Here is a 24,842-nt window from a genome sequence, read left to right as displayed (position 1 = left end):
GCACATGAGGACGTCCTCGAACTCCGCGGGGTGGGTGAAGTCAGCAGTTGGCCGCCCCTTCGCGTCGGGGTAGCGGTACAATCAAGCACTCGAACGGGGCCAAGAAGGGCGTCGCATGATGGACATCGTCCCCCCAGACGCCAAAGGCGCCGCCTTCACTCTCGGCGAGACGCAAGTGCTGGTCGACTGCGCCTATGCCGCGGGGTCGGGCCGCGCCAAAGAGGCGGCGGTCGAAATCCTGGACCAGCTGCAAAGAGTCGTCCACCAAGATGCAGGCGCGCTCCTGGCCTGGGACCCCTTGGCGGGCAAGCACATGGTGCTCGGCAACTCAGCCTACGACGAAGCAACTCTGGTCGGGCTGGGCGAGCGGTACGTGCAAACTGAACCTCATCGAAGGATGCTCGAACAGCATCGACCGCTGCGGATCACTGATCTGCCCTATGACTACAGGGCGACGGAGCTCTTTCAGGAGGTTCTCCGTCCGGCGGGTTTTGCAGACGGAATGACCTCGTGCCTCTTCGCTGTGGACGGCGGATATGCGGGGATGCTGCATATGTCCGCAGGGTCACGGACTGCCTTCGCGTCGAGGCATGTGCAGATGATCTCGGCGCTCACCTCAAGCCTCGGACAGCTCTGCAACCTGCGGCGTCTCAGGTCAGCCCCACTTCTCGCCGGCGAGTTCGCGCGTGCCAGCCTGCTCGACCACACTGGTAAGGCGAGGTGTGTCGATGAGTACGAACCGGCGAGCTGCGTCGAAGACCCCGACTTCAGCCGGTTCGCAGAGCGCCTTCTGAACTATCCATCGCGTGCCGTGTCGGGTGTCTGGCCCTCGCATCCAAGTTGGCTCGCGCTCACGATCGAACACGTCCAGGACCCCCTCTTCGAAGGCCAAACCGCCCTTCTGGTCATCGAGTCTCCGTGGGAGGCGCCGTATGGACTCTCCGCGCGTGAGCTCGACGTGCTGAACGGACTGGCCCAAGGGGCGTCCAATCAGCGCATTGCATCCGAACGATCCATCTCAGTCCGCACTGTCACCACGCACGTTGAGCGCATTCTCGTGAAGCTCGGACAGGAGTCGCGTGCGGGGGCGGCAGCCAAGGCAGCTCGCGAAGGATTCCTGCGTCTCGATCTGATGGCCACGCTTTCGGTGTCGCCGGTACGGGGCCGGGAGAACGAAGAGCGCGACCATCAGACGTTTCTTCCGCGTGGGGTCATGCATGACCGCGCCATCCCGCTCCTCCACGACGCCTGAAGGCGAATTCGACGCCTCTCTTGATGCCGCCGGGTGAGACGTTTCCTTACTGGTTCAAACGCGGTTTCGCCGCAACCGCGCCTGCGGCGCGGCCGTGCCGGCTCATGACCCACGACTTCGAACCGGGCGCCCGGCTCAACATCGAAGAGCTCGCCCGCAACCTCGGCGTCTCGCCGACCCCGGTGCGCGAGGCGCTGGCGCGCGTCGAGGCTGACGGTTTGATCGTGAAACAGCCAGGTCGCAGCTACACGGTGGCGCCACTGATGGGGATCGAGCAGGTGCGCGAGCTCATCGAGCTCCGGTTGCGCGTGGAACCCGCGTTGGCCGCCAAGGCCGCTGCCCGGGCGGCGCCGGACGAGATCAAGGAGCTGCGCCGCGCTGCCCGGGCCGGTGGAGCCGGCGGCGAGATCACGGCTGCGGCAAACCGGCTGAACATGGTCTACGACGCCACCTTCCACGCCATGGTCGCCGACCTCGCCGGCAACCGCATGATCAGTGACATGTTGACCCGACTGCGCAGCCACCTGCACACCTTCCGGCTCAACTACCACGCAGGCCTGCACTCCGTGACGAAGAACGAGCACCTGGCGGTGGTCGACGCGGTCGGCCGGCAGGATCCCGACGGGGCCGAGGAGGCGATGCGTGCGCACCTGGTGTCAGCGCTGGAGCGGCTCGAGACGTTTGTCGTCGGCGGGAGTGCCGCCGATGCAGCCAAGCGCATCCCCAAGCAGGGTGGCGCTGGCGGTGGGTGAGGGGACGCTCAGCAGACACCGTCCGGCTTCGGTGGTCGTCGAGAGTCTGTGGCGAACTCGCGGCCAAGTCCGCCGGTGACCTGAGAAGCCCTTGGTGGGAGGGCGGCATACGCCGGGTCTGTCAACCCATTGCGAAATGCGATGCCCGGCGTCGCCGGCCCGCCCTCTGAAACGATTCGCCTTTCGGCTCGTCGGGACCTGGAAGGGCGGGCCTATCAGTTCTGAGACGAGGGTTGATTGTGCGCCCAGACCGCGCGTAACGTTTCGCCCACGCGGTGTCGGAGCACTATTCCGAGCCTTCGTCGATGGGACACGCAACGGTGCACACACCTCCGCCCGACACGGGTACGTGGTTGCGCACGGCGTTCCGCGCCGCCCGCCTGGAGCGCATCCTCGCGCTTCCCCGGACCAACCGAGCGAGGGCGGCACGTCCCCAGACGCTCTACGCGCGGTTGGTCGGAACCCCCTGAAAGGAAGAGACAATGGAGTACTCGACCACCTCACGAGGCACCCGAGTTGTCGTACGACTTCTCGCTCCGGTGCTCGTGTTGAGTGCACTCGTACTAGCGGGTCCACTCAGAGCGGACGCCGCGACGGTCACTGCTGCGGACACCTTTGAACGCGCCGACGGAGCCCTCGGGAGCTCTTGGGCGTCGAACCGCGGCACCTGGAGCATCGCGAGTGGTGCCGCGCAGTCGACCAGTGCGACGGGCAATGCAGTCGCCACCTACAGTCCACTCGCCCTCGGCGACGACTACACCGTCTCCGCGCGGATCAATATCGTCACGACCGGAACCCCGGGAGGAGCCGAGTGGGTAGGTGTGGCGGGAAATGTTCAGGGCACCAGCGCCTCAGCTCTGAACTACTACCTGCTTCGTGTGACGACCGGCTCTGGAACGGGCACGAACGGACGGTGGCAGTTGCTGCGGATGTCCAACAGCACCTCCACGGGCCTGCTCGCCAGCGGCACGATCGTTGCAGCGTATGGCACGCAGCTCGACCTGACGCTGACCCGCACGGGCAACACTCTTCGCTCGCAGGTCAGCAAGGCGAGCTCGGGCGCCACGCTGGCGGATCAGACGTACACGCCCGCAGTGGCTGACCCCCAAGTCTCTGGAGGAAAAGCTGGGCTGTATTCCAACTCCGGAAACCTGCGGGCGCAGACCTGGAGCCTTTCGACGACCACCCCTGCCGCTTCGCCTCCGGGCCCGCTCAACTGCGCACCGGGTGGGGAAAGCTACACCTACCCGGATCCCAACCTGACTGTCGTTTCGACAAGCACGGTGGGATCGACCTGGGCCGGAATGCAAGTGACGCAGCGACTTCTCACCGATGGAAACGACCAGTACGTCGCGTACTACGCCGTGAACCGCGGCCTGACAGTCGCCAAGCACACGATCGGCGGCGCCTGGACCTACAAGACACTTCCGTCGACTCTCGGATGGGACAGCCACAACTACGTCTCGCTGGGGCTTGACCGGGATGGAAACCTTCACGTCTCAGGCAACATGCACAACGTTCCGTTGGTCTATTTCCGCACCACGACCCCGGGCGACATCAGCACGTTGGTCAAGGTCAACACCATGGTGAGCAGCGCCGCGGAGGACTCCGTCACCTATCCCGAGTTCGTCAACCGCTCGGACGGAAGCCTTGTCTTCAACTACCGCGACGGTGGGTCCGGCGATGGCGTGACGTACTTCAATGTGTACAACGAGTCGACGAGCTCGTGGTCGCACATCGTCTCCGCGCCGATCTTCGACGGGAACGGGTCCTCGAGCAACCCTTCAGGAACGTGGAGCTCGTACTTCCAAGGTCCGACGAAGGGACCCGACGGCTGGTTCCACATGATCTGGGTCTGGCGCGACAGTCCTGATGCAGCGACGAACAGCATGCTGACCTACGCCAAGAGCCTGGATCTCGTGAACTGGGTGACCAACAACGGAACGCCTTTGACGACGCCTCTCCAGTACGGCCAAGGCGACGTGATCGACCCGGTCCCTGATCATGGTGGATTGCTGAACGGCAACGCGCGGATCGGCTTCGACGCCGCCGGCAAGGTGCTCATCACCTACCACAAGTACGATGCTCAGGGCCGGTCGCAGGTGTACGCCGCGCGTCCGACTACCTCCGGCACGTGGCAGATCAACCAGATCACCAACTGGGTCGGACGATGGAGCTTCGGGGGTGGCGGGAGTCTCAACTTCCAGGTCGCCATGCAGGGTTCTCGCGTCCTGTCCAACGGTGACATCAGCGTTGACTTCTTCTGCAACGGCACCAGCGGCAGGCAGTCCATCATCATCGACTCGTCGCTGAATCGGATTGCCCAGGTACCCTCCCAGCCCCTGCCCGCCTCAGTGACGACCGTGACTGGGACGTTCCCGGGGCTAGAGGTCAAACTCGAGAGCGACCTCGCCGGCGCAACGGCCGATGGGCAGTACGTACTGCGCTGGGAGACGTTGCCGGGCAACGACGACCAGCCGCGGTCCAGCTATCCGACAGGAGGAAGCACCTTGCAGGTAATCCTGCTCGATTAGTGGCCAATCACTAGGGAGAACGGCCTCTGCCTGGCGGCGAGGCCGTTCTCCCCGCGGCCCCTTGACCGCATCCATACCCAGGAGAATCACGTCTGCGAGCAGAGGAGTTCATTGCATGATCCATGGTCACGTTGCGCCAGGCTTCGGGGCGGTCGCCGATGCTTTCGAGCGCGGACAGGCACACCACCCTGGCGGCGCCCAGCTGTGCGTCTATCAGGGGGACAGCACGGTGGTCGATCTGTGGGCAGGCTACGACCCTGAGACCGGCGTCGCCATCGACGGAGACTCCCTTTTCGTGTTGTGGTCCACGACCAAAGGCATGGTCGCGATCATTGCAGCGCAGCTCATCGAACAGGGCCAGCTCGACCCTGATGAGCCGGTGTCTCGGGTGTGGCCGGAGTTCGGCGTGGGCGGCAAGGATCAGACCACGGTCGCGCACTTCCTCAGCCATGCCGCAGGTCTTCCCTTCTTTCCCTCTGCGGCGGGGATCGAGAGTCGTGACCTGCCCAACTGGGCGCTGTGCGTCGAGGCGCTGGCCACCGCCGAACCGCTCTGGGCACCAGGGACCGCGTCGTGGTACCACCCATTCACCTTCGGCTATCTCAACGGCGAGGTGATGCGCCGAGTGACCGGCAAGACCCTGAGCGAACTCTTCGCTGAGCGAGTCGCCAGACCCCTGGGAGTCGACTTCTGGATCGGCGGGCTCCCGGCGGATCGGGAGACCCGCGTCACGCATCGCAGTCGCTTGAACCCTCCTCCCACCACGAGTCCTGCTGACCTGTGGTCACGGCACGGAGTGGATCTCTCGGATCCTGCTGTCCAGGAGCTCCTCAGCGAGGTGCAGTCGATTCCAGACATGGTTGAGTTTCTCAACACGCCTGAGGGACACCAGATGGAATTCGGCGGGGCAGGGGGAATTGCGAGCGCACGTTCGGTGGCGAGGGTCTATGCCGCCACCATCGGTGAGATCGACTCCGTTCGGCTGATCTCACCCGAGACCCTCGAACTCGTGACTCGGCCACGCACCCTGGCCTTGGGCCCCGTTCCTGAGTTGGCCGCTGTGCCCAACCAGCAGCTTGCCGAGTTCGGGCTGGGATTCTGGCTGGGATCACCATTCGCGAGTGGACGATTCGCATCCGGTGGGACGTTCGGTCACCCCGGGGCGGGTGGGAACTTCGGGTTTGCTCATCCCGAGTCGAAGATGGCCGTTGCCTACACCTGCACCGGGATGTGGTCGGACGACTCGCGACCGGACCCGCGGATGGGCTGGGCGGACTCGCTCGCGGATTTGGCTGGCGCCTAGCAGGGGGTAGCGGATCCGGTCGGAGTAGAGCGGAACAGGTCGCTACTCAAAACGCAGTATCGGCCGCAAAGAGCAGCGGGTCGGCGCGTAGGTCAGTCCTGGACGAGGACGACGTGCAGCCGACGCGGTCCATGGACGCCCTCGACCCGGGACAGCTCGATGTCGCTGGTCGCCGAGGGCCCGCTGACCCAGGTCTGCGGGCGCTCGGGGTCGAGGCGCGCCAGCGCGTCACCCACGTCCGCCACCACCTGGACCTCCCCGACGATGCAGATGTGCAGGTCCGGCAGCAGCGTCACTGCCCGGCGCCCCTGACCGGGGCCATGGTCGAGCACGACCGTGCCGGTCTCGGCGATCCCGACGGAGGCCCGTGTGACGACGGCCTCGATGCGGTCGAGCTCCGCCGGGGAGAGCCCGTTGTCCACCCGGGCGCCCGGCACCTCGAGGCCGAGGCCGGGCGGGACCACGACCTCGCGAGAGCCGTCCAGGATGGCCACCACGAGCTGACCCAGGTCTGCGGCTGCGCACCGGGTCACCTCGGCCCGGTAGTCCGCCACCCGCTCGGCAAACAGGGCCAGCAGTTCCTGGGGGTCGCGGCTGCGCGCAGGCACTACCGTCTCGACGCCCGCAGTCGGGGCGTCCGGGTCCGGCATGAGGGCCGGTCGAGCTGACGTTGTCGGGGCGAGGGCGGCACGCACTGCGGCGAGCACCTCCTGGCGGGCGGTCATGAGGAGCCCTCGCCGCGGCCGACCCTGCGCCACCACGCGCGGAATGACTCCACCGGCGGCACCGGCAGGTCCCGGGCCCGGGTCCATTGCGACCCTGGCCACGGCAGCCAGGAGACGACGGGGCGGTCCGTGCCTGCACGGGACCGGCGCAGCAGCCAGGTCGCGGCGCCGACGAGGCGTTCGCCGAACCGCATCCGCCCGGCGCCGGCCATCCCCCAGGAGGCGGCCCTCATCGCGAGCGCCTCGGCCTTGGGCCGGCCGTCACCTCGGTGGGCGTCGACGACCTTGCCCCGCAGGTGCACCAGGATGCCGGGGATGTCGATCGCGACCGGGCACACGTCACCGCAGGCCCCGCACAGCGTGGACGCGTAGGGGAGGGCGTCCGTGGCAGGGTCCTGGCCCACCCCCCTGAGCAGCGGGTTGAGGATGGCGCCGATCGGGCCGGGGTAGACCGAGCCGTAGGTGTGTCCGCCGACCCGCTCGTAGACGGGACAGACGTTGAGGCAGGCCGAGCAGCGGATGCAGCGCAGGGCCTGGCGGGCGAACTCGTCGGCCAACGCCCTGCTCCGACCGTTGTCGAGCAGTACCACGTGCACCTCCTCCGGTCCGTCACCGGGGTTGACTCCGGACCAGGTGGAGGTGTAGGGATTCATCCGTTCGCCGGTCGATGACCGTGGGAGCAGGGTGAGGAAGGACTCCAGGTCGGCCCACGTGGGGACGACCTTCTCGATCCCCACCACCGAGACGAGCACCTCGGGCAACGTCAGGCACATCCGCCCGTTGCCCTCGGACTCGACCACGACGAGGGTCCCGGTGTCGGCCACCGCGAAGTTGGCGCCCGAGACCGCCATCCGCGTCGAGAGGAACTTCTCGCGCAGGTGCAGCCGGGCCGCGCCTGCCAGCACGCCCGGATCGTCGGTCAGCCCTTCTGGGGCGGCCCGGCCGACCGCTCCCATGCGCTCCTGGAAGATGTCCCGGATCTCGGTGCGGTTGCGGTGGATCGCCGGCACGAGGATGTGGCTCGGCAGATCGTCACCCAGCTGCACGATGAGCTCGGCGAGGTCGGTCTCCCACGCCGAGATCCCCTCGGCCGCAAGGGCCTCGTTGAGCTGGATCTCCTGAGTGGCCATCGACTTCACCTTGACTACGTCCCGTATGCCGCGTGCGCGGGCGACCGCTGCGACGACACGGCAGGCGTCGTCGGCGTCCCGGGCCCAGTGCACGATCGCGCCACGGGCCATGAGTGACGCCTCGAGCGCGAGGAGGTGCTCGTCGAGGTGGGCCAGCGTGTCGTCCTTGATCCGGGCAGCCTGCTGCCGCAGGCCCTCCCAGTCGTCGAGCTCGTCGATGACCGCGGCCCGCTTGGCGCGGATGGTCCCCGTCGCGTGGGCGAGGTTGCGGCGCAGCTGGGCGTCACCCAGGGCGGCGCGCGCAGCCGTCGGGAACGGCGGCATACCGAGGAAGATCGCGGGACCCGTCTCTGCGCTCACCGGGCCACCGGACCCGAACCGTCAGGCGCCTCGGCAGGCTCTCCCGCGGTGTGGGCGAGCACCTCGGCGAGGTGCATCGTGCGGATGCCTGAGCGTTCGCGGGAGAGTAGCCCGCCCACGTGCATCAGGCAGGAGCTGTCGCTCGTGACGAGCACCTCGGCCCCCGTCGAGCGCACGTGGGCCGCCTTGTCGACACCCATCGCCACGGACGTCTCGGCATTCTTCACGGCAAAGGTGCCACCGAAGCCGCAGCACTCCTCGGCGCGGGGCAGCGGCACGAGGTCGATCCCTCCCACTGCGGCGAGCAGCCGGGTCGGGCGGTCGCCCACCCGGAGCATCCGCAGCGAGTGGCAGGTCGGGTGGTAGGTCACGCGGTGGGGGAACCACGCGCCCACGTCGACGACACCGAGCTCGTCGACGAGGAACTCGCTCAGCTCGAGCACGCGCGGCGCGGTCCGCTCGACGGCGTCGGTGAGCGCCGCGTCCCCGGCCCGGGCTGCCACCAACCCGTGCTGGTGGCGCACCGAACCGGCGCACGAGCCCGAGGGGACGACGACGTGGTCGAACCCCTCGAAGGCGGAGACGAAGTTGCGGACCAGTGGCACGGCCTCGTCGAGATACCCGGTGTTGATCATGGGCTGGCCACAGCAGGTCTGTGTTTCCGGCACCTCGACCGTGACGCCCAGCCGGCGCAGCAGGCGCACCGTGGCCCGCACCGCGTCCGGGAACATCGCGTCGCCAAGGCACGTCGACATGACCGCTACGCGCATGTCGGGCCCCTCGCGGTGTCCCGTGCCCGTCGACCGGCGCCGGGCACCACGGTCAGGCCCACGCGGCGCCGCCCGGGTAGGCGAAGCGCTCGCGTGACGCGTCGTGCATCCGCGCCGAGAAGCCTGGGGCCGTGGGCGTGACGTACCGCCCGTTCCGCACGACCGCAGGCTCGACGAAGTGCTCGTGCAGGTGGTCGACGAACTCCACCACCCGGTCGTCCATGGAGCGGCTCACCGACACGTAGTCGAACATCGACAGGTGCTGCACGAGCTCGCAGAGCCCCACACCTCCGGCGTGCGGGCACACCGGCACCCCGAACCGGTGGGCGAGCAGCAGGATGGCGATGTTCTCGTTGACCCCGGCCACGCGCGCGGCATCGAGCTGGAGCACGTCGATCGCCCCGGCCTGGAGGAGCTGCTTGAAGACCACGCGGTTCTGCGCGTGCTCGCCGGTGGCCACCTTGACGGGGGCCACCCGCCGACGGATGGCCGCGTGGGCCAGCACGTCGTCCGGGCTGGTCGGCTCCTCGATCCAGTAGGGGTCATAGGGGGCGAGCAGGTGCACCGCACTGACGGCGTCCTCGACGTCCCACCGCTGGTTGGCGTCGATGGCGATCCGGATGTCCGGCCCGACGGCCTCCCGGGCGAGCTTCATCCGCCGTGCGTCGTTCTCGGCGTCGGCGCCCACCTTGAGCTTGATCTGGGTGTAGCCGTCGGCCACGGCCTCGCGCGCCAGCTGGACCATCTTCTCGTCGCTGTAGCCCAGCCATCCGGGAGAGGTGGTGTATGCGGGGTAGCCGGCCGAGCGCAGGTGCTCGGCCCGCTCGCGACGAGTCGGCTCGGCCGCGCGCAGGATGTCCAGCGCCTGCTCCCGGTCCAGGGCGTCGCTGAGGTAGCGGAAGTCCACCTGGTCGACGAGCTCCTCGGGGCTGAGGAACGCGAGGTACTCCCACAGCGGCACCCCGGCCGCGCGGGACTGGCGGTCCCACAGGGCGTTGAGCACGGCACCGATGGCCATGTGCATGACGCCTTTCTCCGGTCCCAGCCACCGCAGCTGGCTGTCGTGGAGCAGTGCCCGGGCTGTCTCGGCCAGGTCGTGGGGTGTGCCGACAGCACGGCCGACGAGCAGCGGCTCGACGGCCTGCAACGCGGTCACCACCACCTCGTTGCCCCGTCCGATGGTGAAGACGAAGCCGTCGCCTTCGGAGTCGTCGTCGCACGCGAGCCGCACGTAGGCGGCCGAGTAGTCTGGGTCCGGGTTCATCGCGTCGGAGCCGTCCAGCTCCCGCGAGGTGGGGAACCGGATGTCACTGACGGTGATCGAGCTGACGCTGCTCACAGCACTCCTTCGACGATCTTCGCTGCCTCCGGCCAGACGGCCTCGGGGACGGGCGTGGACAGCCACTGCACCGCGGACCTGACGTGCCCGGGTCGGGACTGGCCGGTGACGACCGCCGCGACGGCGGGGTGCTGCAGGGGGAAGGTGAGGGCAAGGTGCGGCAGGACGGTGCCGTGGTCGCGGGCCAGGTGGGCGAGCTCTCGGGCGGCAGCCAGCAACCGCGGGTCCGGTGCCGCGTAGTCGAAGTGGGTGTCGCCCCCAGGGTCTGATCGCGAGAGCAGGCCGGTGTTGAAGGGCGCGGCGGCCAGCACCGAGACGCCCCGGCGCTCGCACTCGGCGAGCAGCGGCTCACCCGTGCGGTCCAGCAACGTCCAGCGGCCAGCCACCATGACGACGTCGAGGTCGCTTTCGCGGACGAACCGCAGCGGCGCCTGCCACTGGTTCATCCCCACTCCGATGGCGCCCACAACACCTTCCGCCCGCAGGCGCACCAGCTCGGGCAGCGCCTCGGCCAGGACCTGCTCGACGTGGTCGTCCGGGTCGTGGACCAGGGCGATGTCGATGCGGTCGAGCCCGAGCCGATCCAGGCTCTCCTCGATGCTGCGCCGGACCCCGGACGCGGAGTAGTCCAGGAGCCGGGTCAGGTCGTCCGGAGTGTCGAAGCCGTCGGCGAGGTCGTCCCCGACGGGGTGCTCATTGGGCACGAGCAGCCGGCCGACCTTGGTCGACAGGACGAGCTCGTCGCGGGGGCGCCCGGCCAGGGACTGGCCGAGGCGGCGTTCGGACAGGCCGAGGCCGTAGTGCGGTGCGGTGTCGAAGTAGCGGACCCCGGCGTCCCAGGCGGCGTCCATCGTCGCGCGGGCGGTGTCGTCGTCCACCTTGCGGTGGAGGTTGCCGATGCTCGCGGCGCCGAACCCCAGGGTGGTGACCTCGAGGGCCGTCCGACCCACCCGTCGGCGTTCCAGCGCGGGCGTCGTGCGGGCGGTGGGGGTCGCTGGGGCCGTGGCGGTCGGTGCCTGCTGATGCTCAGTCATGGTGGAACACCTGCTCCATCGGCGCCCACTGGCTGTCGGGCGAGGTGGCCATCCGCTCCTGGCACAGGTCGGTCAGCGCCCACCACTCGCGGGTGTGCGGGTCCTGGGCGATGGCCTCCATGTCGGCGTCGTAGTCGGAGCCGACGTACTCCAGGTAGGAGAACAGCAGTCCGTCGCGCAGGAAGATCGTGAAGTTGCGGATGTTGCTCCTGGTGATGCGGTCGAGCACCTGCGGCCACACCTCGGCGTGCAACTGCCGGTACTCCGCCTCCTTCTCAGGACGCAGCCGGACCACGGAGCCGAAGCGCTTCACGACGGGGGGTTCTCCCGCGGCCGCAGCCGCAGGCGGTCCATGCCACCGTCGACCGCGAGCCAGGTGCCTGTGGTCGAGGCGGACAGGGGCGAGGCCAGGTGCGCCACCGCGTGAGCGACCTCGTCGGCGGAGACGAGGCGGCCGTGGGGCTGGCGCGCCTCGAGGGCAGCCCGTTCCGCTGTCGGGTCCTCGGCCGCCCCGAGGAGCCGCTGCACCCACGGGGTGTCGGACGTCCCAGGGGTCACGGCCGTGACGCGGATCCCCTCGTGCAGGTGGTCGGCAGCCATGGCCAGCGTGAGCGACAGCAGCGCACCCTTGCTCGCCGAGTAGACCGCACGGGCGGGCAGTCCTGACGTCGAGGCGATGGAACAGACGTTGACGATCGCGGCGTGCCCGGACTCCCGCAGAGCAGGCAGCGCCGCACGGCTCACGCGGGCCGGGCCGACGACGTTGACGTCCAGGACGCGGTGCCACTCCTCGTCGGTCGCGTCGGCGACCGAGCCGACAGCGCCGGCCCCGGCGTTGTTGACGAGGACGTCGAGGCCACCGAGCTGCTCGACCGCCGAGGCCACGGCCGCACGCACGGAGGTGTCGTCCGTCACGTCGGCCACCACCACCACGAAGTCATCGGCACCTGCCCCTGCGGCCACCCGGTCGAGGATGGCGACCTTGGCGCCTCGGGCCGCCAGCGTGCGGGCGACTGCGAGGCCAATTCCCGAGGCGCCGCCGGTGACGAGGGCCTTGATTCCGTCGAACTCCTGCATGGTCAGGCCTTCCCGAAGATCTGTCGCTGGCGCCCGAGTCCGTCGATCTCCACCTCGACGACGTCGCCGGGGAGGAGGTACGGCGTCCCCGGCACCCCGAGGGCGACCCCCGCCGGGGTGCCGGTGTTGATGACGTCACCGGGGTAGAGGGTCATGAACTGCGAGAGGTAGTGGACGAGGTGGTGCACCGGGAAGACCATGTCGGCCGTGGTGCCGTCCTGCTTCAGCTCGCCGTTGACCCACAGGCGCAGCCCGAGGTCCTGCACGTCCGCCACCTCGTCGGCGGTCACGAGCCACGGGCCGAACGGGTTGAAGGTTGCGCAGTTCTTGCCCTTGTCCCACTGGCCGCCGCGCTCGAGCTGGAACTCGCGCTCGGACACATCGTGGCTGATCGCGTAGCCCGCGATGTGCGCGGCCGCGTCCTCCGGTGAGGAGAGGTATGCCGCCGTGGTCCCGATGACGACGGCCAGCTCCACCTCCCAGTCGGTGTGCGTGCTCCTCCGGGGCACCAGGACCTCGTCATCGGGACCGACCACCGTGTCGGGGGCCTTCATGAAGAGGACGGGTTCGGGAGGCACGGTCGCGCCGGTCTCGGTCGCGTGGTCGCGGTAGTTGAGCCCGATGCACACGATCTTGCCGATCCGGGCGACGGGCGGCCCGAAGCGGCCGACCGTGACCTCCGGCAGGTCGCCGGCTCGGGTTGTCCGGATGGCCTCGAGGGACTGCGGCGTGACCGTGGTGGCGTCGAGGTCCTCGACGACGCCGGTCAGGTCGCGCCAGGTGCCGTCCTCGTCCTGGACAACTGGACGCTCAGCGCCGGCGGGGCCGATTCGGGCGAGTCTCATGGATGGGTTCTCTCGGGTCAGGCGGGCGGTCGGGGCTGGCGGCCGTCGGGCTCGCAATGGGCGCTCAGGGTGAGGTTCTGGTGGGGTTGTCGACCGCGCCGACGACCCGGTGGTCGCGCCTGACGAGCACCCGGTCAGCCAGCGACCTCTCGAGACCTGCGTTCGATGACGAGAATCATCTTTCGTCATACGTATCTTGTCAAGGCGCACAACGGATATGCTCGGGCCATGCAAGATGACGTGGCTCCCGACGACGCGGCTGCGGCCGGGTGGACAGCGTGGCCGCGACGCCCGCGGCGGCTGGCGACGAAGGTCGTGGACGAGCTCGTCGACCGCCTCGTGGGCGGTGAGCTCCCGATCGGCGCCTCCCTGCCCACCGAACCGGTCCTCTGCGAGACCTTCGGCGTCTCCCGGACCGTGGTGCGCGAGGCCGTGAAGGCTCTCGAGACGATGCGCCTGGTGACTGCGCAACAGGGCCAGGGCACGCGGATCCGGCCGCTGGCCGACTGGGACCTGCTCAACCCCACCGTGTTGTCGGCGGTGGTGCGCCACGACGCGGGCAACGCCATCCTCGAGGACCTCGTCGACGTACGACGCGCCCTCGAGGGGCGGATGGCCGGCCAGGCGGCGAGGAACGCGACCGAGCAGGAGCGAGCCGACATCACCGCTCGCATGCGCGAGCTCGACGCGAGCATGGACGACCCCGTGACGTACCTCAAAGCCGATGTCGCCTTCCACGACTCGATCATGGCGGCCTCCAGAAACCGCTTGGGGCGGGCCATGATCCACAACCTCACCGTTGAGGCATACCGCTCCCTGCGCTACGTCGGCGACCCCTCGCCGGAGCACATCCGCCTGACCAACCAGGCCCACCAGGAAGTGCACGACGCAGTCATGTCCGGCGACGAGGAGGCCGCCTCCCGGGCGATGGACGAGCACATCATCGCGTCCTGGGAGCGTCGTCGGCGCACCCGCTGACCACACTCCGCGACCTGGTCGCGTGACCCCACCTGGGCGACGCCTACTCATCCTGCCCGGTCCCATCAGTCGGGCAGGGCGTACCACGCCACTGCGGTCGCGCCCCAGACGGCACGACGGTCGTCGTCGCTGGCACCGGGCACACGGTCGAGCGCGTCCTCGACCGTGTCGACCACCTCGGCGTACGTCATCGACATCGACGACACCGGCCAGTCGCTGCCGAACATGAGCCGATCCCGGCCGAACGCGTCCAGCGCAGCTCCGACGAACCTTGGCAGCAGGCGTCGCACTACCTCGGGGTCGCTCGCGCGCGCCGCGACGCCGGAGAGCTTCAGCGCCACGTTGGGGGATGAGGAGAACCCGCCGACGCCGGCCTGCCACCGGTCTGCTGACGATGCCGCGAAGTCCACGTTGCCGAAGTGGTCGAGCACGAAGCGGGTCTGCGAATGGCGCGCCACCGCACGGGCTGCCGCCGGCCACTGGTCGGGTCGAAGCAGGAGGTCGACCACGAGTCCAGCCGCGCCGCACGCTTCGAAGAGCGCTGCAGCAGCAGCCCCGTCCGCCCAGTCGGCCTCCGGCCGGTCGGCGCTCTGGTCGCGTACTCCCACGAGGCGGTCCGCGCCCGGCAGCCGGGTCAGAGCCTGTACCTGGGATGCGACGTCCCCCGGACCGCGGTCGAGGTCGACCCACCCGACGACCCCACGCACCAGCGGCACTCTTGCTGCAACCTCGAGGAACTCGACGGTCTCACTGGGGTCGCGAACGGTCTGCACGAGGACCGAGCCCTGCACGCCGCACGGGACAGCGGCGGCGGCCCAGTCCGGGAGCAGCTGGTCGTGGCCGATCCGCGCGTCCTGCTCCGCCGTCATCCAGGTCTGCGGACGCCGCTGCACCTCCCAGGTGTGATGGTGGGAGTCGATCCGGACGGTCTCGAGGACATCCCTCGTCATGCCGACACGTTCACCATTTGATTTGCCCTCCGTCCATCAGCACACCGATCTCCTGAGGTCGTCAAGGCTTCTCATTTCCCATCGGTCGGAGCTCCGTCGAGTCGCTTAAATCGGCCGGAGCTCCGTGGCGTCGCTTCGGGGGAGGCTCGAGGCTTCACTCTGCGATCTGTCTCGCCGCTGGTCTTGTCAAATGTACCACCATCACGTAACGTTTCGCTCAGTTCGCGCCCTGCTATCCGGGCCCGCCGATGCACCTTCGGAACCCCTTCGGCTGCCTCAGGCCGAGGTGTCACCCGGGGAGCGGACAAGCGGACCCTCCGTCGCTCCTCGCACCCCCTGACGCGTGCGGCGGGGGGTCCGCACCCACCTGGCCCCAACGTGGTGGTACACCCCACCTACCATGTGGAGTCACGACGAAGGGACACCATGACGACGCGCCGCAAGTCCTCCGCGACGTATGCCGACATCCAGCGGCTCACGGGTCTCTCCCTTGCCACGATCTCGAAGTATTACAACGGGGGAAACATCCTCGACGAGAACCGGGAGGCGATCAGGGCAGCCTCCGAGTCGCTGGGCTTCCGGCTCAACCGGAATGCGAGCAGCCTGCGTCGGGGCGCGTCGAGGACGATCGGAGTTCTGCTCCCGTCTCTCCTCAGCAGCTTCCACCTCTCCATCGTCGCCGGTGCGGAGGTGTATCTGAGATCCCAGGGCTTCAGCGTCCTCATGGCCTCGGACGAAGGAGGGCCTCTCGGTCGCAGCAACGATGCGCTCGATCTCCTCCTCGGTCGACAGGTCGACGGCATCATCACGATGCCGTCGTCCTCCGACGTGCCGGCGCTGAACAAGGTGATCGAGTCAGGCATCCCCGTCGTTGCCGTTGACCTCTGGCAGCCTGATCTCAACGCCGACTTCGTCTGCCTCGACAACTTCGGAGCGGGACGGATGGCAGGACAGCACCTCGTCGACCACGGGCATGACTCGCTGGCCGCCATCGGCGGTGACCCCGCAATCTCGACCGTGAACGAGCGCGCCGCTGGGTTCGCGTCCGCGCTACCGACAGCGGAGGCGTTGCCCGCCGAGCGCGTCCTGACCGGGCCGCTCACCTCGCAGTGGGGCCACGAGGCGATGAACCAGCTGTTGTCGATGTCACCGCGACCCACCGGGGTTTTCACGGCCAACTATGACCTCACCCTGGGCGCCGTGATCGCCGTCAACGAGTCCGGCCTCAGGCTGGGGCGGGACATCTCGCTCGTGGGATTCGACGCAGTCGAGCTCGCGCGAGCCACCCGACCCCCGCTCACCGTGGTGAGCCAGCCGGTCGCGGAGCTCGCGGCGGCCGCCGCACGAACCCTGCACATGCGACTGCGTGGAGAGGGCCAAGGTGCGGCTCCTCCGACGATGGAGCGGCTGCCCGCATCGCTCGTGGTCGGCGCGTCCGTCGCCTCCCTTCGCGACTAGAAACCGACCCGTCCGGCCGCACAGCCGTACGGATTGAGCCCGCCGGCGTGGCGCGAGATGTCCGCGCCAGATAAGCCGGGGTCCTTGCGACGACTGCCCGGGTGGCGATTGACATCGTGCGAGCGCGAAGACACACTTGTGCCTCAGCGCGAATCGTTTTGCTCTGCTCTCGTGAATGGTCCCGCACGCTTGCCGGCTCAGGTCACCGTCCTGGTTGGCGGCCACCGACCAGCCGGCCGGGGGCGCGGAGGCACCGCCGGATGCGGCACGGACCCTAACTGTCCGATCTGACACCGGGAGTGCTGGTCACGGCGCGTGGACCGACGGATGCCCTTCGAAAGGAAGACCACGACAATGACCGCAGCCTCCCCACTCCCACCGTGGGCGCTCGACGCCAGTTTCGGGATCTTTGTCCACTGGGGTGTTTACTCCGTCCCCTCCTGGGCGGAACCGACAGGCGCATGGGGCGCGGTCGACGAGGAGTGCTGGTTCGCCCACAACGCCTACGCGGAGTGGTACTCCAACACGATCCGCATCGACGGTTCGCCGGCTGCGGCGCATCAGCGCGACGTCTACGGCGGATCCGCGTATGACGACTTTCTCGACGCGTGGCAGGGGGAGGCGTTCGATGCCGGAGCCTGGGCTCGCCTCTTCGCCCACGCCGGCGCTGACTACGTGATCCCCGTGACCAAGCACCATGACGGCATCGCGCTGTGGGATGCACCTGGCTCGGGAGGACTTAACACCGTCGCCCGCGGACCGCAGAAGGACATCATCGGGTTGCTCGCAGAAGCGGTACGGCGGGAAGGCATGCGCTTCGGGGTGTACTACTCCGGGGGGTTGGACTGGGCATTCACGAAGTTCCCGCCGATCGAGAGCATGCAAGACGTCAACCTCTATCGTCCAGTAGATCCGGGCTATGCAGAGTACGCGAACCGCCAGGTGAGGGACCTGATCGAGCGTTTTCGGCCTTCGGTGATCTGGAACGACATCGACTGGCCTGACTCGGCGAAGGACGACGGCAGCCTGCTCGAGCTTCTGTCGCACTACCGACAAGCGGTGCCGGACGGCATCATCAACGACCGTTGGGGAGCTCCTGTCGGCGGGTACCCGACCAGCGAGTACGCGCACGACCTACAGAACGAGCGCGGGGTCGGGTGGGAGCACAACCGTGGGCTTGGATTCTCCTTCGGGTTCAACCGCCTCGAGGACGAGTCCTTGACCATGACGACGCGCGAGCTCGCCCGTCTCTACGCCGACGTCGTGTCCCGGGGAGGCAGACTGCTGATCAACGTCGGCCCGACAGCTTCGGGCGAGATCCCCAGCGTGCAGCGCAGGACCCTGGAGGGATTCGGGCGTTGGGTCCGCGATGTGAAGCCCTTCACGACCGGGCGTTCGCTCAGCGAGCCCGGTTCGCTCACGAGGAGCGACATGGCCGGCGACGCCGGATGGTTCCGGGCGTGGGAGTGCGACGGCCGCGCCATCGTGGTCGCCGACGACTCGACGTGGGTTCGGCATGAAGGTGGACGCGACGTCGTGCGTATCGAACTGCCGGCGGAGTAGGTGCCTTGCACCGATGTCTAGCCTTTCGACTCGCAGCACGAATCGATTCACGCTGTTTGCCTCGATCCACGAGGGGATGTCTCATGCGAGGCTCCCGATCAGCGAATTTCTGCTTGCTGAAAGGGTCTTGTAACTTGAGAGACCATCGGTCATACTCTTCCCACGCGCTCTCTGAGTCCGGACCGCCACCCTTTTTTTTGGGACTAGCGCAAAACGATTCGCGTTCTACCTCGAGCGTCCCTCTCACAAAGGAGTGAACGTGTACCACCGTCCCATCTCTCGTCGCCAGGTCGCTGGCCTGGCAGTCGCCACGTCCGCCGCCATGCTGCTCGCGAGCTGCTCTTCGTCGGACCCGTCGGGTTCGGACACAGCCAAGGACCTGAACCTCACGGTCCAGGTCCAGATCGAGCAGATGCCGGCGTTCCAGTACGCGGCAGGGCTGCTCGAGAAGAAGCACCCCGGGCTGAAGGTCAAGCTGCAGACCATCACCGGGGATCAGAAGAACACCACCAACGCCCAAGTGCTGTCCTCCAGCAACACCCCCGACGTCGGCATCGTGCCCACCAATGCACAGCCCTACTTCGACCTCATGAAGGCCAAGAAGCTGGTGCCGCTCGACGACCTGTGGAAGAGCTCCGATCTGGAGTCGCGTTACGGCAGTACGGTTGCCAACTCCCTCAAGTGGAACGGCACCCCGTACCTCGCACTCTTCGACACGACCTACTACAACATCGTCTTCTACAATAAGGACGCCTTCGCGAAGGCCGGCGTCACTGCACCGGCGAACCACCAGGTGGCGAGCAACGCGGACCTGTACACCATGGTCTCCAAGCTCAAGAGCGCCGGCTACGACGGCCTTTCCGTCGGCGGCAGCTCGGGGTTCCACCTCGGTTGGCTGGTCGATGCGCAGCTGCAGGCGAACGCGTCCGATGCCGCCCTGAAGGACTTCCTGACCTCGTGGCAGGCGGGCAACAAGCAGACGGTCGAGTACACCAGCCCCGAGTTCACCGACTCGCTCGCTCAGCTCGAGGACTGGAAGAAGAACGCCGTTTTCCAGTCCGGCTTCGTCGCCGCGAAGGCCGACCAGGCACAGGCGGCCTTCACCTCCGGGAAGGCCGCCATGATGATCGGCGGCACCTGGATCCCCTCGGTCCTCAAGAAGCAGAAGTTCGAGTACGACTGGCTGTTGCTGCCTGGGGCGAAGGGCACGCCGACGGTGCCCAGCCTCTATGCGGGCGACACCCTGGCGGTCCCCACGGCGTCCAAGCACCAGTCGTTGGCCAAGGAGTTCATCGCGACGTATTCCTCCGACGAGGTCCAGACCTACGCCGCCGAGAAGGTTGGTTCTCTTCCCGCGGTCCAGACGGTCAAGGCCTCCGACGTCGAGGGCCTCGGCCCGCTCGTGCAGCAGATCGTGGACTTCGCGGCTACCAAGGTAGGCATCGGATGGACGAGCACGCTGCCCGGCTCGCTCGGACAGGTCTTCGTGGATGCGGAGGCGCAGAAGCTCCTGAGCGGTCAGGTCACTGTGGAGAAGGCTGGACAGGACCAGCAAAAGCAGTTCGAGTCGTACAAGTCGCGGAACGGCTGACGCTCCCGTGGGGTGTCGTACCCTCCCGAGTACGGCACCCCAGGGCTCCCTATCAGTGACTGGAAGTCAGGAAATGTCCACAACCTCATTCAGCAAAACCTCTGCCGCGTCGCCCGTCGTACCCCCAGCGCAGGCACGACGGAGGAGGTCCGTGCGGGACTCCCGGCTGGTCCTCCTGATGCTGACCCCTGGGCTCGTCCTGATCCTCCTCTTCTTTGGGTTCCCCATCGTCGATCTGGTCCGGGCTTCGCTCTCCAACTGGACCGGGGTGGGCGACCGTGAGTTCATCGGCGGCGACAACTACGTCGCCCTGCTCAGTGACGGGGCAACGCAGGCCGCCCTCGGCCGCTCCGTGCTCCTTGGGCTGGGGACGGCCATCGGCATCAGCATCATCGCGACGCTGCTGGCAGCGCTCGTGTCCGGCGGGATAGCCGGCAGCAACGTCTACCGCATCGTCTGGTTCCTCCCGGCAATCGCCCCGCCCTCTGCCGTCGCGGTCTTTTGGGCGCTCGCCGTCCAGCCGACGTCCGGCGCCGTGAACGCGGCCCTGCGGGCGGTCGGTCTGGGCGACGACCACGCATGGCTGGCCGATCCGCATACTGCGCTCTGGGTGGTGATCGCGGTGGCCATCTGGCAAGGAGCAGGCTTCGCCTTCCTCGTCATCCTCGGTGCGATGGAGGAGATCCCCGTGTCGGTCTACGAGGCTGCGGCGCTCGACGGGACGGGTCCGGTGCGTCAGTTCTTCCTCATCACCCTTCCGTTGACCCGACCGGTCCTGTCGATGATGTTGCTGCTCGAGGCGATCTGGGCATTCAACGGGTTCACCCTGGTGTGGGGGATGACTCAGGGCGGGCCGGGGGACGCCACGGCGATCCTTCCCGTGCAGGTGTACAAGGAAGCTTTCCAGTTCGGGAACTTCGGCGCCGCGGCTGCGATCAGTGTCGTGGGGGGCGTCGTTCTGCTCGTGGTGGGCTTCGTCGGAAACTGGTTGGGATCGCGAAGGGCGGTTGACGAATGAGCCGACGTCGGAAGGTCCGGGCCACCACTGCGGTGGCGCAGTTCGGGGCGGTCGCCTGGAGCGTGCTCGCCGCAGTTCCCTTCGTGCTGATTGTGTTGCTCGCGTTCAAGTCCAGCACTGACATCTACAGCAACCCGCTCGGGGTCGTGGGCGTCGACTGGAACCTGCAGAACTTCGCGGATGCCTGGAACGGACCACCCGGAGGGCAGGGATTCGCGGTGTACCTCTTCAACTCGGGGGTCGTGGCGATCATCGCCATCTCGGGGTGCGTGCTCGTGGGCGCGATCACCGCGTACTTCGCGACGCTTTCTTCGCCACGGGTGCGGACCGTGGTGATCCGCGGCTTTCTGGTCGCCACGACCCTGCCCCTCATCATGTTGCTCATCCCTTACTACTCGGCGTTCAACTCCCTCGATCTGCTGAGTCGCCCCTGGGCCACTGGGATCGTCTACGTCGCCATCTGTCTCCCGACGTGTGTGTTGATCCTGCACAGCTTCTACCTCGGGTTCCCGGGAGAGCTGCGGGAGGCGGCGTCACTCGACGGACTCGGCCCGGTGCAGACCTTCGTGCGCATCGTGCTCCCGTTGTCGAAGGGGCCGATCGTTGCTGTCGGCATGGTCAACGGGTTCTTCGTCTGGGGAGAGACCCAGCTCGCCATCGTGCTGCTCCAAGACCCTGAGAGCCGGACGATCCCGGTCGGACTCCTTGACTTTCAGGGACAGTTCAGCGCGAACACCGGGGCCATTTTCGCCGGGTTGACCATGGCGACGATCCCTCTCATCGCGCTGTACCTCGTCTTCAACCGCTCCATCGCCAAGGGGGTCGCACTCGGTGGCGTCTTCCGATGAGGGTTCAAGCGCCGCGGAATGCGACAACGGGACGGATCGGCCCATGACCAGCTTTGACGACATTGCGGCCCAGCTGGATGACCAAGCGATCGAGCTGCCTTCCTGGGCGTTCGGCAACTCGGGCACCCGGTTCAGGGTCTTCGCGACTCCGGGCACACCGCGCACGGTGGAGGAGAAGCTGGCGGATGCGGCGCAGGTGCACGCGCTGACGGGGCTCGCCCCGTCTGTGGCGCTGCACATTCCGTGGGACCGGGTGGACGACTACGACAAGCTCGGCCGGGTGGCCGAGGACCTCGGTGTGCGTCTGGGCACGATCAACTCCAACACCTTCCAGGACGACGACTACAAGTTTGGCAGCCTGACGCACGTGGATGAGCGCGTCCGGGCCAAGGCCATCGCCCACCACCTCGAATGCATCGACATCATGGACGTCACTGGCAGTCGTGACCTGAAGATCTGGCTGGCCGACGGCACCAACTACCCGGGTCAGGGCGACCTGCGCGACCGCCAGGACCGGCTGGCCGACAGCCTGCAGCAGGTCTACGCGCGCCTAGGCCAGGAGCAGCGCCTCGTCCTCGAGTACAAGTTCTTCGAACCCGCCTTCTACGCCACCGACGTCCCCGACTGGGGCACCTCGCTCGTCCACTGCCTTGCCCTCGGGGACCGCGCCGTCGTGTGCCTCGACACCGGGCACCACGCCCCTGGCACGAACATCGAGTTCATCGTCGCGCAGCTCCTGCGGCTGGGCCGGCTCGGCTCGTTCGACTTCAACTCGCGGTTCTATGCCGACGACGACCTGATCGTCGGCGCGGCGGATCCGTTCCAGCTGTTCCGCATCCTCTACGAGGTGATCCGGGGCGGTGGCTACGGCGACGCCAGCGACGTCGCGTTCATGCTCGACCAGTGCCACAACGTCGAGGACAAGGTCCCGGGCCAGATCCGGTCCGTCCTCAACGTCCAGGAGATGACGGCGCGCGCCCTGCTCGTCGACCGCGAGGCACTCCGCGAGGCAGAGCGCGCCGGTGACGTGCTGGGCGCCAACGGGGTCCTCATGGATGCGTTCTACACCGATGTGCGCGCCGACCTCGCGGACTGGCGTTCCAGCCGCGGGCTGCCGGCCGACCCCATGCAGGCGTACGCCGCCAGCGGCTACCAGGACCAGATCGCCGCCGACCGGCTCGGTGGCACCCAGGCCGGCTGGGGCGCCTGACCGCGCACCCACACCGCAGCCATTCGACCTCCGCACGCTCTCCCGCTCGACCGAGAAAGAACCCGATGACGAACAACGCCGTTGCAGACCTGATTGCCCGCTCCAACCGGCTGGGCGCCGACCCGAGGAACACCAACTACGCGGGTGGCAACACCTCAGCCAAGGGGTCCGAGACCGACCCGGTGACCGGTGAGCAGGTCGAGCTGCTGTGGGTGAAGGGCTCCGGCGGTGACCTCGGCACGTTGACGGAGTCCGGTCTGGCGGTCCTGCGCCTGGACCGGATGCGCTCCCTCGTCGACGTCTACCCCGGCGTGGACCGTGAGGACGAGATGGTGGCCGCCTTCGACTACTGCCTGCACGGCAAGGGCGGTGCCGCGCCGTCGATCGACACAGCCATGCACGGACTCGTCGATGCCGCCCACGTGGACCACCTGCACCCCGACAGCGGCATCGCCATCGCCACCGCCAAGGACGGCGAGCAGCTCACCAAGGAGATCTTCGGCGACAAGGTCGTCTGGGTGCCCTGGCGTCGTCCCGGCTTCCAGCTCGGTCTCGACATCGCCGCCATCAAGACGGCCAACCCGCACGCCGTGGGCACCGTCCTCGGTGGCCACGGCGTGACCGCGTGGGGCGACACCAGCGAGGAGGCCGAGGCCAACTCGCTGTGGATCATCCAGACCGCCGAGGCCTACCTCGACGAGCACGGCAAGGACGAGCCGTTCGGCCCGCAGGTGCCCGGGTATGCCGCCCTCCCGGACTCCGAGCGCCGCGCCAAGGCCGCCGCCCTGGCGCCGCACCTGCGGGCCGTCGCGTCCCAGGACAAGGCGATGGTGGGCCACTTCAGCGACACCGACGTCGTCCTCGAGTTCCTGGCCAGCGAGCAGCTCGCGCCCCTGGCCGCACTCGGCACCTCGTGCCCGGACCACTTCCTGCGCACCAAGGTCAAGCCGCTCGTCGTCGACCTCCCGGCCGACGCGGCAGTCGAGGAGATCGTCGCCCGCCTCGCCGAGCTGCACGCGGCATACCGCGAGGACTACCAGGGCTACTACGACCGTAACGCCACCCCCGACTCCCCGGCCATCCGCGGCGCCGACCCGGCCATCGTCCTCGTCCCCGGCGTGGGGATGTTCTCCTACGGCAAGGACAAGCAGACCGCCCGCGTCGCCGGCGAGTTCTACACCAACGCCATCAACGTGATGCGCGGCGCCGAGGCCGTCTCCACCTACGCCCCCATCGACGAGTCCGAGAAGTTCCGCATCGAGTACTGGGCCCTCGAGGAAGCCAAGCTCGCCCGCCTGCCCAAGCCCCGCTCCCACGCCGGCCGGATCGCCCTCGTCACCGGCGCCGCCTCAGGCATCGGCAAGGCCATCGCCACCCGGCTCGCCGCCGAAGGCGCCTGCGTCGTCATCGCCGACCTCGACCTCGCCAAGGCCCGGGCCGCCGCCGCCGAGCTCGGGAGCACGGATGTCGCCGTCGGCGTCCAGGCTGACGTCACCGACGCCGCCGCCGTCCAGGCGGCCGTCGACGCCACCCTGCTCGCCTTCGGCGGGATCGACCTGCTCGTCAACAACGCCGGACTGTCCATCTCCAAGCCACTGCTCGAGACCACCGAAGCCGACTGGGACCTGCAGCACGACGTGATGGCCAAGGGCAGCTTCCTCACCTCCAAGTCCGCGGCGGCCGCGATGATCGCCCAGAAGCTCGGCGGCGACATCCTCTACATCTCCTCCAAGAACTCGGTCTTCGCCGGCCCCAACAACATCGCCTACTCGGCGGTCAAGGCCGACCAGGCCCACCAGGTGCGGCTGCTCGCTGCCGAGCTCGGCGAGCACGGCATCAAGGTCAACGGCATCAACCCCGACGGAGTCGTCCGCGGCAGCGGCATCTTCGCCGGCGGCTGGGGCGCCAAGCGCGCCGAGGTCTACGGAGTCGCCGAGGAGGACCTGGGCGCCTACTACGCCAAGCGCACCCTGCTCGGCCGCGAGGTCCTGCCCGAGCACGTCGCCAACGCCGCCGCCGTCCTCACCTCCAACGAGCTCAGCCACACCACCGGCCTCCACATCCCCGTCGACTCCGGCGTCGCCAACGCCTTCCTCCGCTAGACC

General features: G+C 68.1%; 21 protein-coding genes. 12 read left to right on the top strand and 9 right to left on the bottom strand.

The features are described from left to right. Positions 1 to 115: 115 nt before the first annotated feature. From ASG95_RS17650 to ASG95_RS17635, 4 genes are all read left to right on the top strand, one after another. On the top strand, positions 116 to 1,252 hold the full coding sequence (locus tag ASG95_RS17650) for a helix-turn-helix transcriptional regulator (protein WP_057378296.1): 1,137 nt from the start codon (positions 116 to 118) through the stop codon (positions 1,250 to 1,252). A 104-nt stretch (positions 1,253 to 1,356) separates the two neighbouring features. After that, on the top strand, positions 1,357 to 2,004 hold the full coding sequence (locus ASG95_RS17645) for a GntR family transcriptional regulator (protein WP_057378295.1): 648 nt from the start codon (positions 1,357 to 1,359) through the stop codon (positions 2,002 to 2,004). 482 nt (positions 2,005 to 2,486) lie between these two features. Further along, a complete protein-coding gene (locus tag ASG95_RS17640; protein ID WP_057378294.1) occupies positions 2,487 to 4,538 on the top strand; it encodes a BNR repeat-containing protein in 2,052 nt (683 codons plus the stop codon). 115 nt (positions 4,539 to 4,653) lie between these two features. Continuing rightward, complete coding sequence (locus ASG95_RS17635) at positions 4,654 to 5,841, top strand: serine hydrolase (protein WP_057378293.1); 1,188 nt, start codon at positions 4,654 to 4,656, stop codon at positions 5,839 to 5,841. A gap of 92 nt (positions 5,842 to 5,933) precedes the next feature. Here ASG95_RS17635 and ASG95_RS17630 read toward each other — a convergent pair whose 3' ends face one another. From ASG95_RS17630 to ASG95_RS17595, 8 genes are read right to left on the bottom strand one after another with little or no spacing between them, the layout of a single operon-like run. Beyond that, entirely contained in the window at positions 5,934 to 6,566 is a 633-nt protein-coding gene (locus ASG95_RS17630; RefSeq protein WP_057378979.1) for an LUD domain-containing protein, read from the bottom strand. Continuing rightward, entirely contained in the window at positions 6,563 to 8,020 is a 1,458-nt protein-coding gene (locus tag ASG95_RS17625; protein ID WP_057378978.1) for a lactate utilization protein B, read from the bottom strand. Before ASG95_RS17625 ends, ASG95_RS17630 begins: the two co-directional genes overlap by 4 nt. 32 nt (positions 8,021 to 8,052) lie before the next feature. Beyond that, entirely contained in the window at positions 8,053 to 8,826 is a 774-nt protein-coding gene (locus ASG95_RS17620) for a (Fe-S)-binding protein (RefSeq protein ID WP_057378292.1), read from the bottom strand. 52 nt (positions 8,827 to 8,878) lie between these two features. Further along, positions 8,879 to 10,165, bottom strand: a complete 1,287-nt coding sequence (locus tag ASG95_RS17615) for an enolase C-terminal domain-like protein (protein ID WP_057378291.1) — start codon at positions 10,163 to 10,165, stop codon at positions 8,879 to 8,881. After that, positions 10,162 to 11,199 (bottom strand): aldo/keto reductase, encoded by a 1,038-nt coding sequence (locus ASG95_RS17610; protein WP_082592807.1) that lies wholly within the window; start codon positions 11,197 to 11,199, stop codon positions 10,162 to 10,164. Before ASG95_RS17610 ends, ASG95_RS17615 begins: the two co-directional genes overlap by 4 nt. After that, a complete protein-coding gene (locus tag ASG95_RS17605; RefSeq protein WP_057378290.1) occupies positions 11,192 to 11,512 on the bottom strand; it encodes an L-rhamnose mutarotase in 321 nt (106 codons plus the stop codon). Before ASG95_RS17605 ends, ASG95_RS17610 begins: the two co-directional genes overlap by 8 nt. Further along, positions 11,509 to 12,276, bottom strand: coding sequence for an SDR family NAD(P)-dependent oxidoreductase (locus ASG95_RS17600; protein WP_057378289.1), 768 nt, complete (start codon positions 12,274 to 12,276; stop codon positions 11,509 to 11,511). Before ASG95_RS17600 ends, ASG95_RS17605 begins: the two co-directional genes overlap by 4 nt. Before the next feature lie 2 nt (positions 12,277 to 12,278). Next, the gene (locus ASG95_RS17595; RefSeq protein ID WP_057378288.1) at positions 12,279 to 13,121 is read right to left on the bottom strand and encodes a fumarylacetoacetate hydrolase family protein; all 843 of its coding nucleotides are present in this window, start codon (positions 13,119 to 13,121) and stop codon (positions 12,279 to 12,281) included. 228 nt (positions 13,122 to 13,349) lie between these two features. On the opposite strand from ASG95_RS17595, the gene ASG95_RS17590 reads away from it, so the two are divergent. After that, complete coding sequence (locus ASG95_RS17590; protein ID WP_057378287.1) at positions 13,350 to 14,099, top strand: FadR/GntR family transcriptional regulator; 750 nt, start codon at positions 13,350 to 13,352, stop codon at positions 14,097 to 14,099. Positions 14,100 to 14,164: 65 nt separating this feature from the next. On the opposite strand, the gene ASG95_RS17585 is transcribed toward ASG95_RS17590, so the two are convergent. Next, entirely contained in the window at positions 14,165 to 15,049 is an 885-nt protein-coding gene (locus tag ASG95_RS17585) for an amidohydrolase (protein ID WP_057378286.1), read from the bottom strand. 426 nt (positions 15,050 to 15,475) lie between these two features. Between ASG95_RS17585 and ASG95_RS17580 the strand changes: the two genes are divergently transcribed. The 7 genes from ASG95_RS17580 (at position 15,476) to ASG95_RS17550 (ending at position 24,839) form a co-directional block, all read left to right on the top strand. Next, positions 15,476 to 16,507, top strand: coding sequence for a LacI family DNA-binding transcriptional regulator (locus tag ASG95_RS17580; RefSeq protein WP_057378285.1), 1,032 nt, complete (start codon positions 15,476 to 15,478; stop codon positions 16,505 to 16,507). 354 nt (positions 16,508 to 16,861) lie between these two features. Continuing rightward, positions 16,862 to 18,070, top strand: coding sequence for an alpha-L-fucosidase (locus tag ASG95_RS17575; protein WP_162259418.1), 1,209 nt, complete (start codon positions 16,862 to 16,864; stop codon positions 18,068 to 18,070). A gap of 259 nt (positions 18,071 to 18,329) precedes the next feature. Further along, positions 18,330 to 19,661 carry an ABC transporter substrate-binding protein gene (locus ASG95_RS17570; RefSeq protein ID WP_057378283.1) on the top strand — a complete coding sequence of 444 codons (1,332 nt, stop codon included), beginning with the start codon at positions 18,330 to 18,332 and terminating at the stop codon, positions 19,659 to 19,661. A gap of 151 nt (positions 19,662 to 19,812) precedes the next feature. Further along, positions 19,813 to 20,679: a carbohydrate ABC transporter permease gene (locus ASG95_RS17565; protein ID WP_057378282.1), complete on the top strand. Its 867-nt coding sequence runs from the start codon at positions 19,813 to 19,815 to the stop codon at positions 20,677 to 20,679. Further along, a complete protein-coding gene (locus ASG95_RS17560) occupies positions 20,676 to 21,527 on the top strand; it encodes a carbohydrate ABC transporter permease (protein WP_057378281.1) in 852 nt (283 codons plus the stop codon). Before ASG95_RS17565 ends, ASG95_RS17560 begins: the two co-directional genes overlap by 4 nt. 43 nt (positions 21,528 to 21,570) lie before the next feature. After that, positions 21,571 to 22,737 (top strand): L-rhamnose isomerase, encoded by a 1,167-nt coding sequence (gene rhaI, locus ASG95_RS17555; RefSeq protein ID WP_057378280.1) that lies wholly within the window; start codon positions 21,571 to 21,573, stop codon positions 22,735 to 22,737. Between the two features lie 65 nt (positions 22,738 to 22,802). Then, positions 22,803 to 24,839 carry a bifunctional rhamnulose-1-phosphate aldolase/short-chain dehydrogenase gene (locus tag ASG95_RS17550; protein WP_057378279.1) on the top strand — a complete coding sequence of 679 codons (2,037 nt, stop codon included), beginning with the start codon at positions 22,803 to 22,805 and terminating at the stop codon, positions 24,837 to 24,839. Positions 24,840 to 24,842: the final 3 nt, after the last annotated feature.

It is taken from the genome of Phycicoccus sp. Soil803 (assembly GCF_001429685.1).
In the GTDB taxonomy this organism is placed as follows: Bacteria; Actinomycetota; Actinomycetes; order Actinomycetales; family Dermatophilaceae; genus Pedococcus.
This window is presented reverse-complemented; position numbering and strand designations above follow the sequence as displayed.

Bases quoted from the DNA above. Each gene is read 5' to 3' on its own strand.
- ASG95_RS17585 (WP_057378286.1), bottom strand. From the start codon at position 15,049: ATGACGAGGGATGTCCTCGAGACCGTCCGGATCGACTCCCACCATCAC.
- ASG95_RS17560 (WP_057378281.1), top strand. From the start codon at position 20,676: ATGAGCCGACGTCGGAAGGTCCGGGCCACCACTGCGGTGGCGCAGTTC.
- ASG95_RS17625 (WP_057378978.1), bottom strand. From the start codon at position 8,020: ATGCCGCCGTTCCCGACGGCTGCGCGCGCCGCCCTGGGTGACGCCCAG.
- ASG95_RS17640 (WP_057378294.1), top strand. From the start codon at position 2,487: ATGGAGTACTCGACCACCTCACGAGGCACCCGAGTTGTCGTACGACTT.
- ASG95_RS17600 (WP_057378289.1), bottom strand. From the start codon at position 12,276: ATGCAGGAGTTCGACGGAATCAAGGCCCTCGTCACCGGCGGCGCCTCG.
- ASG95_RS17635 (WP_057378293.1), top strand. From the start codon at position 4,654: ATGATCCATGGTCACGTTGCGCCAGGCTTCGGGGCGGTCGCCGATGCT.
- ASG95_RS17595 (WP_057378288.1), bottom strand. From the start codon at position 13,121: ATGAGACTCGCCCGAATCGGCCCCGCCGGCGCTGAGCGTCCAGTTGTC.
- rhaI (WP_057378280.1), top strand. From the start codon at position 21,571: ATGACCAGCTTTGACGACATTGCGGCCCAGCTGGATGACCAAGCGATC.
- ASG95_RS17590 (WP_057378287.1), top strand. From the start codon at position 13,350: ATGCAAGATGACGTGGCTCCCGACGACGCGGCTGCGGCCGGGTGGACA.
- ASG95_RS17645 (WP_057378295.1), top strand. From the start codon at position 1,357: ATGACCCACGACTTCGAACCGGGCGCCCGGCTCAACATCGAAGAGCTC.
- ASG95_RS17575 (WP_162259418.1), top strand. From the start codon at position 16,862: ATGACCGCAGCCTCCCCACTCCCACCGTGGGCGCTCGACGCCAGTTTC.
- ASG95_RS17620 (WP_057378292.1), bottom strand. From the start codon at position 8,826: ATGCGCGTAGCGGTCATGTCGACGTGCCTTGGCGACGCGATGTTCCCG.
- ASG95_RS17550 (WP_057378279.1), top strand. From the start codon at position 22,803: ATGACGAACAACGCCGTTGCAGACCTGATTGCCCGCTCCAACCGGCTG.
- ASG95_RS17610 (WP_082592807.1), bottom strand. From the start codon at position 11,199: ATGACTGAGCATCAGCAGGCACCGACCGCCACGGCCCCAGCGACCCCC.
- ASG95_RS17650 (WP_057378296.1), top strand. From the start codon at position 116: ATGATGGACATCGTCCCCCCAGACGCCAAAGGCGCCGCCTTCACTCTC.
- ASG95_RS17630 (WP_057378979.1), bottom strand. From the start codon at position 6,566: ATGACCGCCCGCCAGGAGGTGCTCGCCGCAGTGCGTGCCGCCCTCGCC.
- ASG95_RS17580 (WP_057378285.1), top strand. From the start codon at position 15,476: ATGACGACGCGCCGCAAGTCCTCCGCGACGTATGCCGACATCCAGCGG.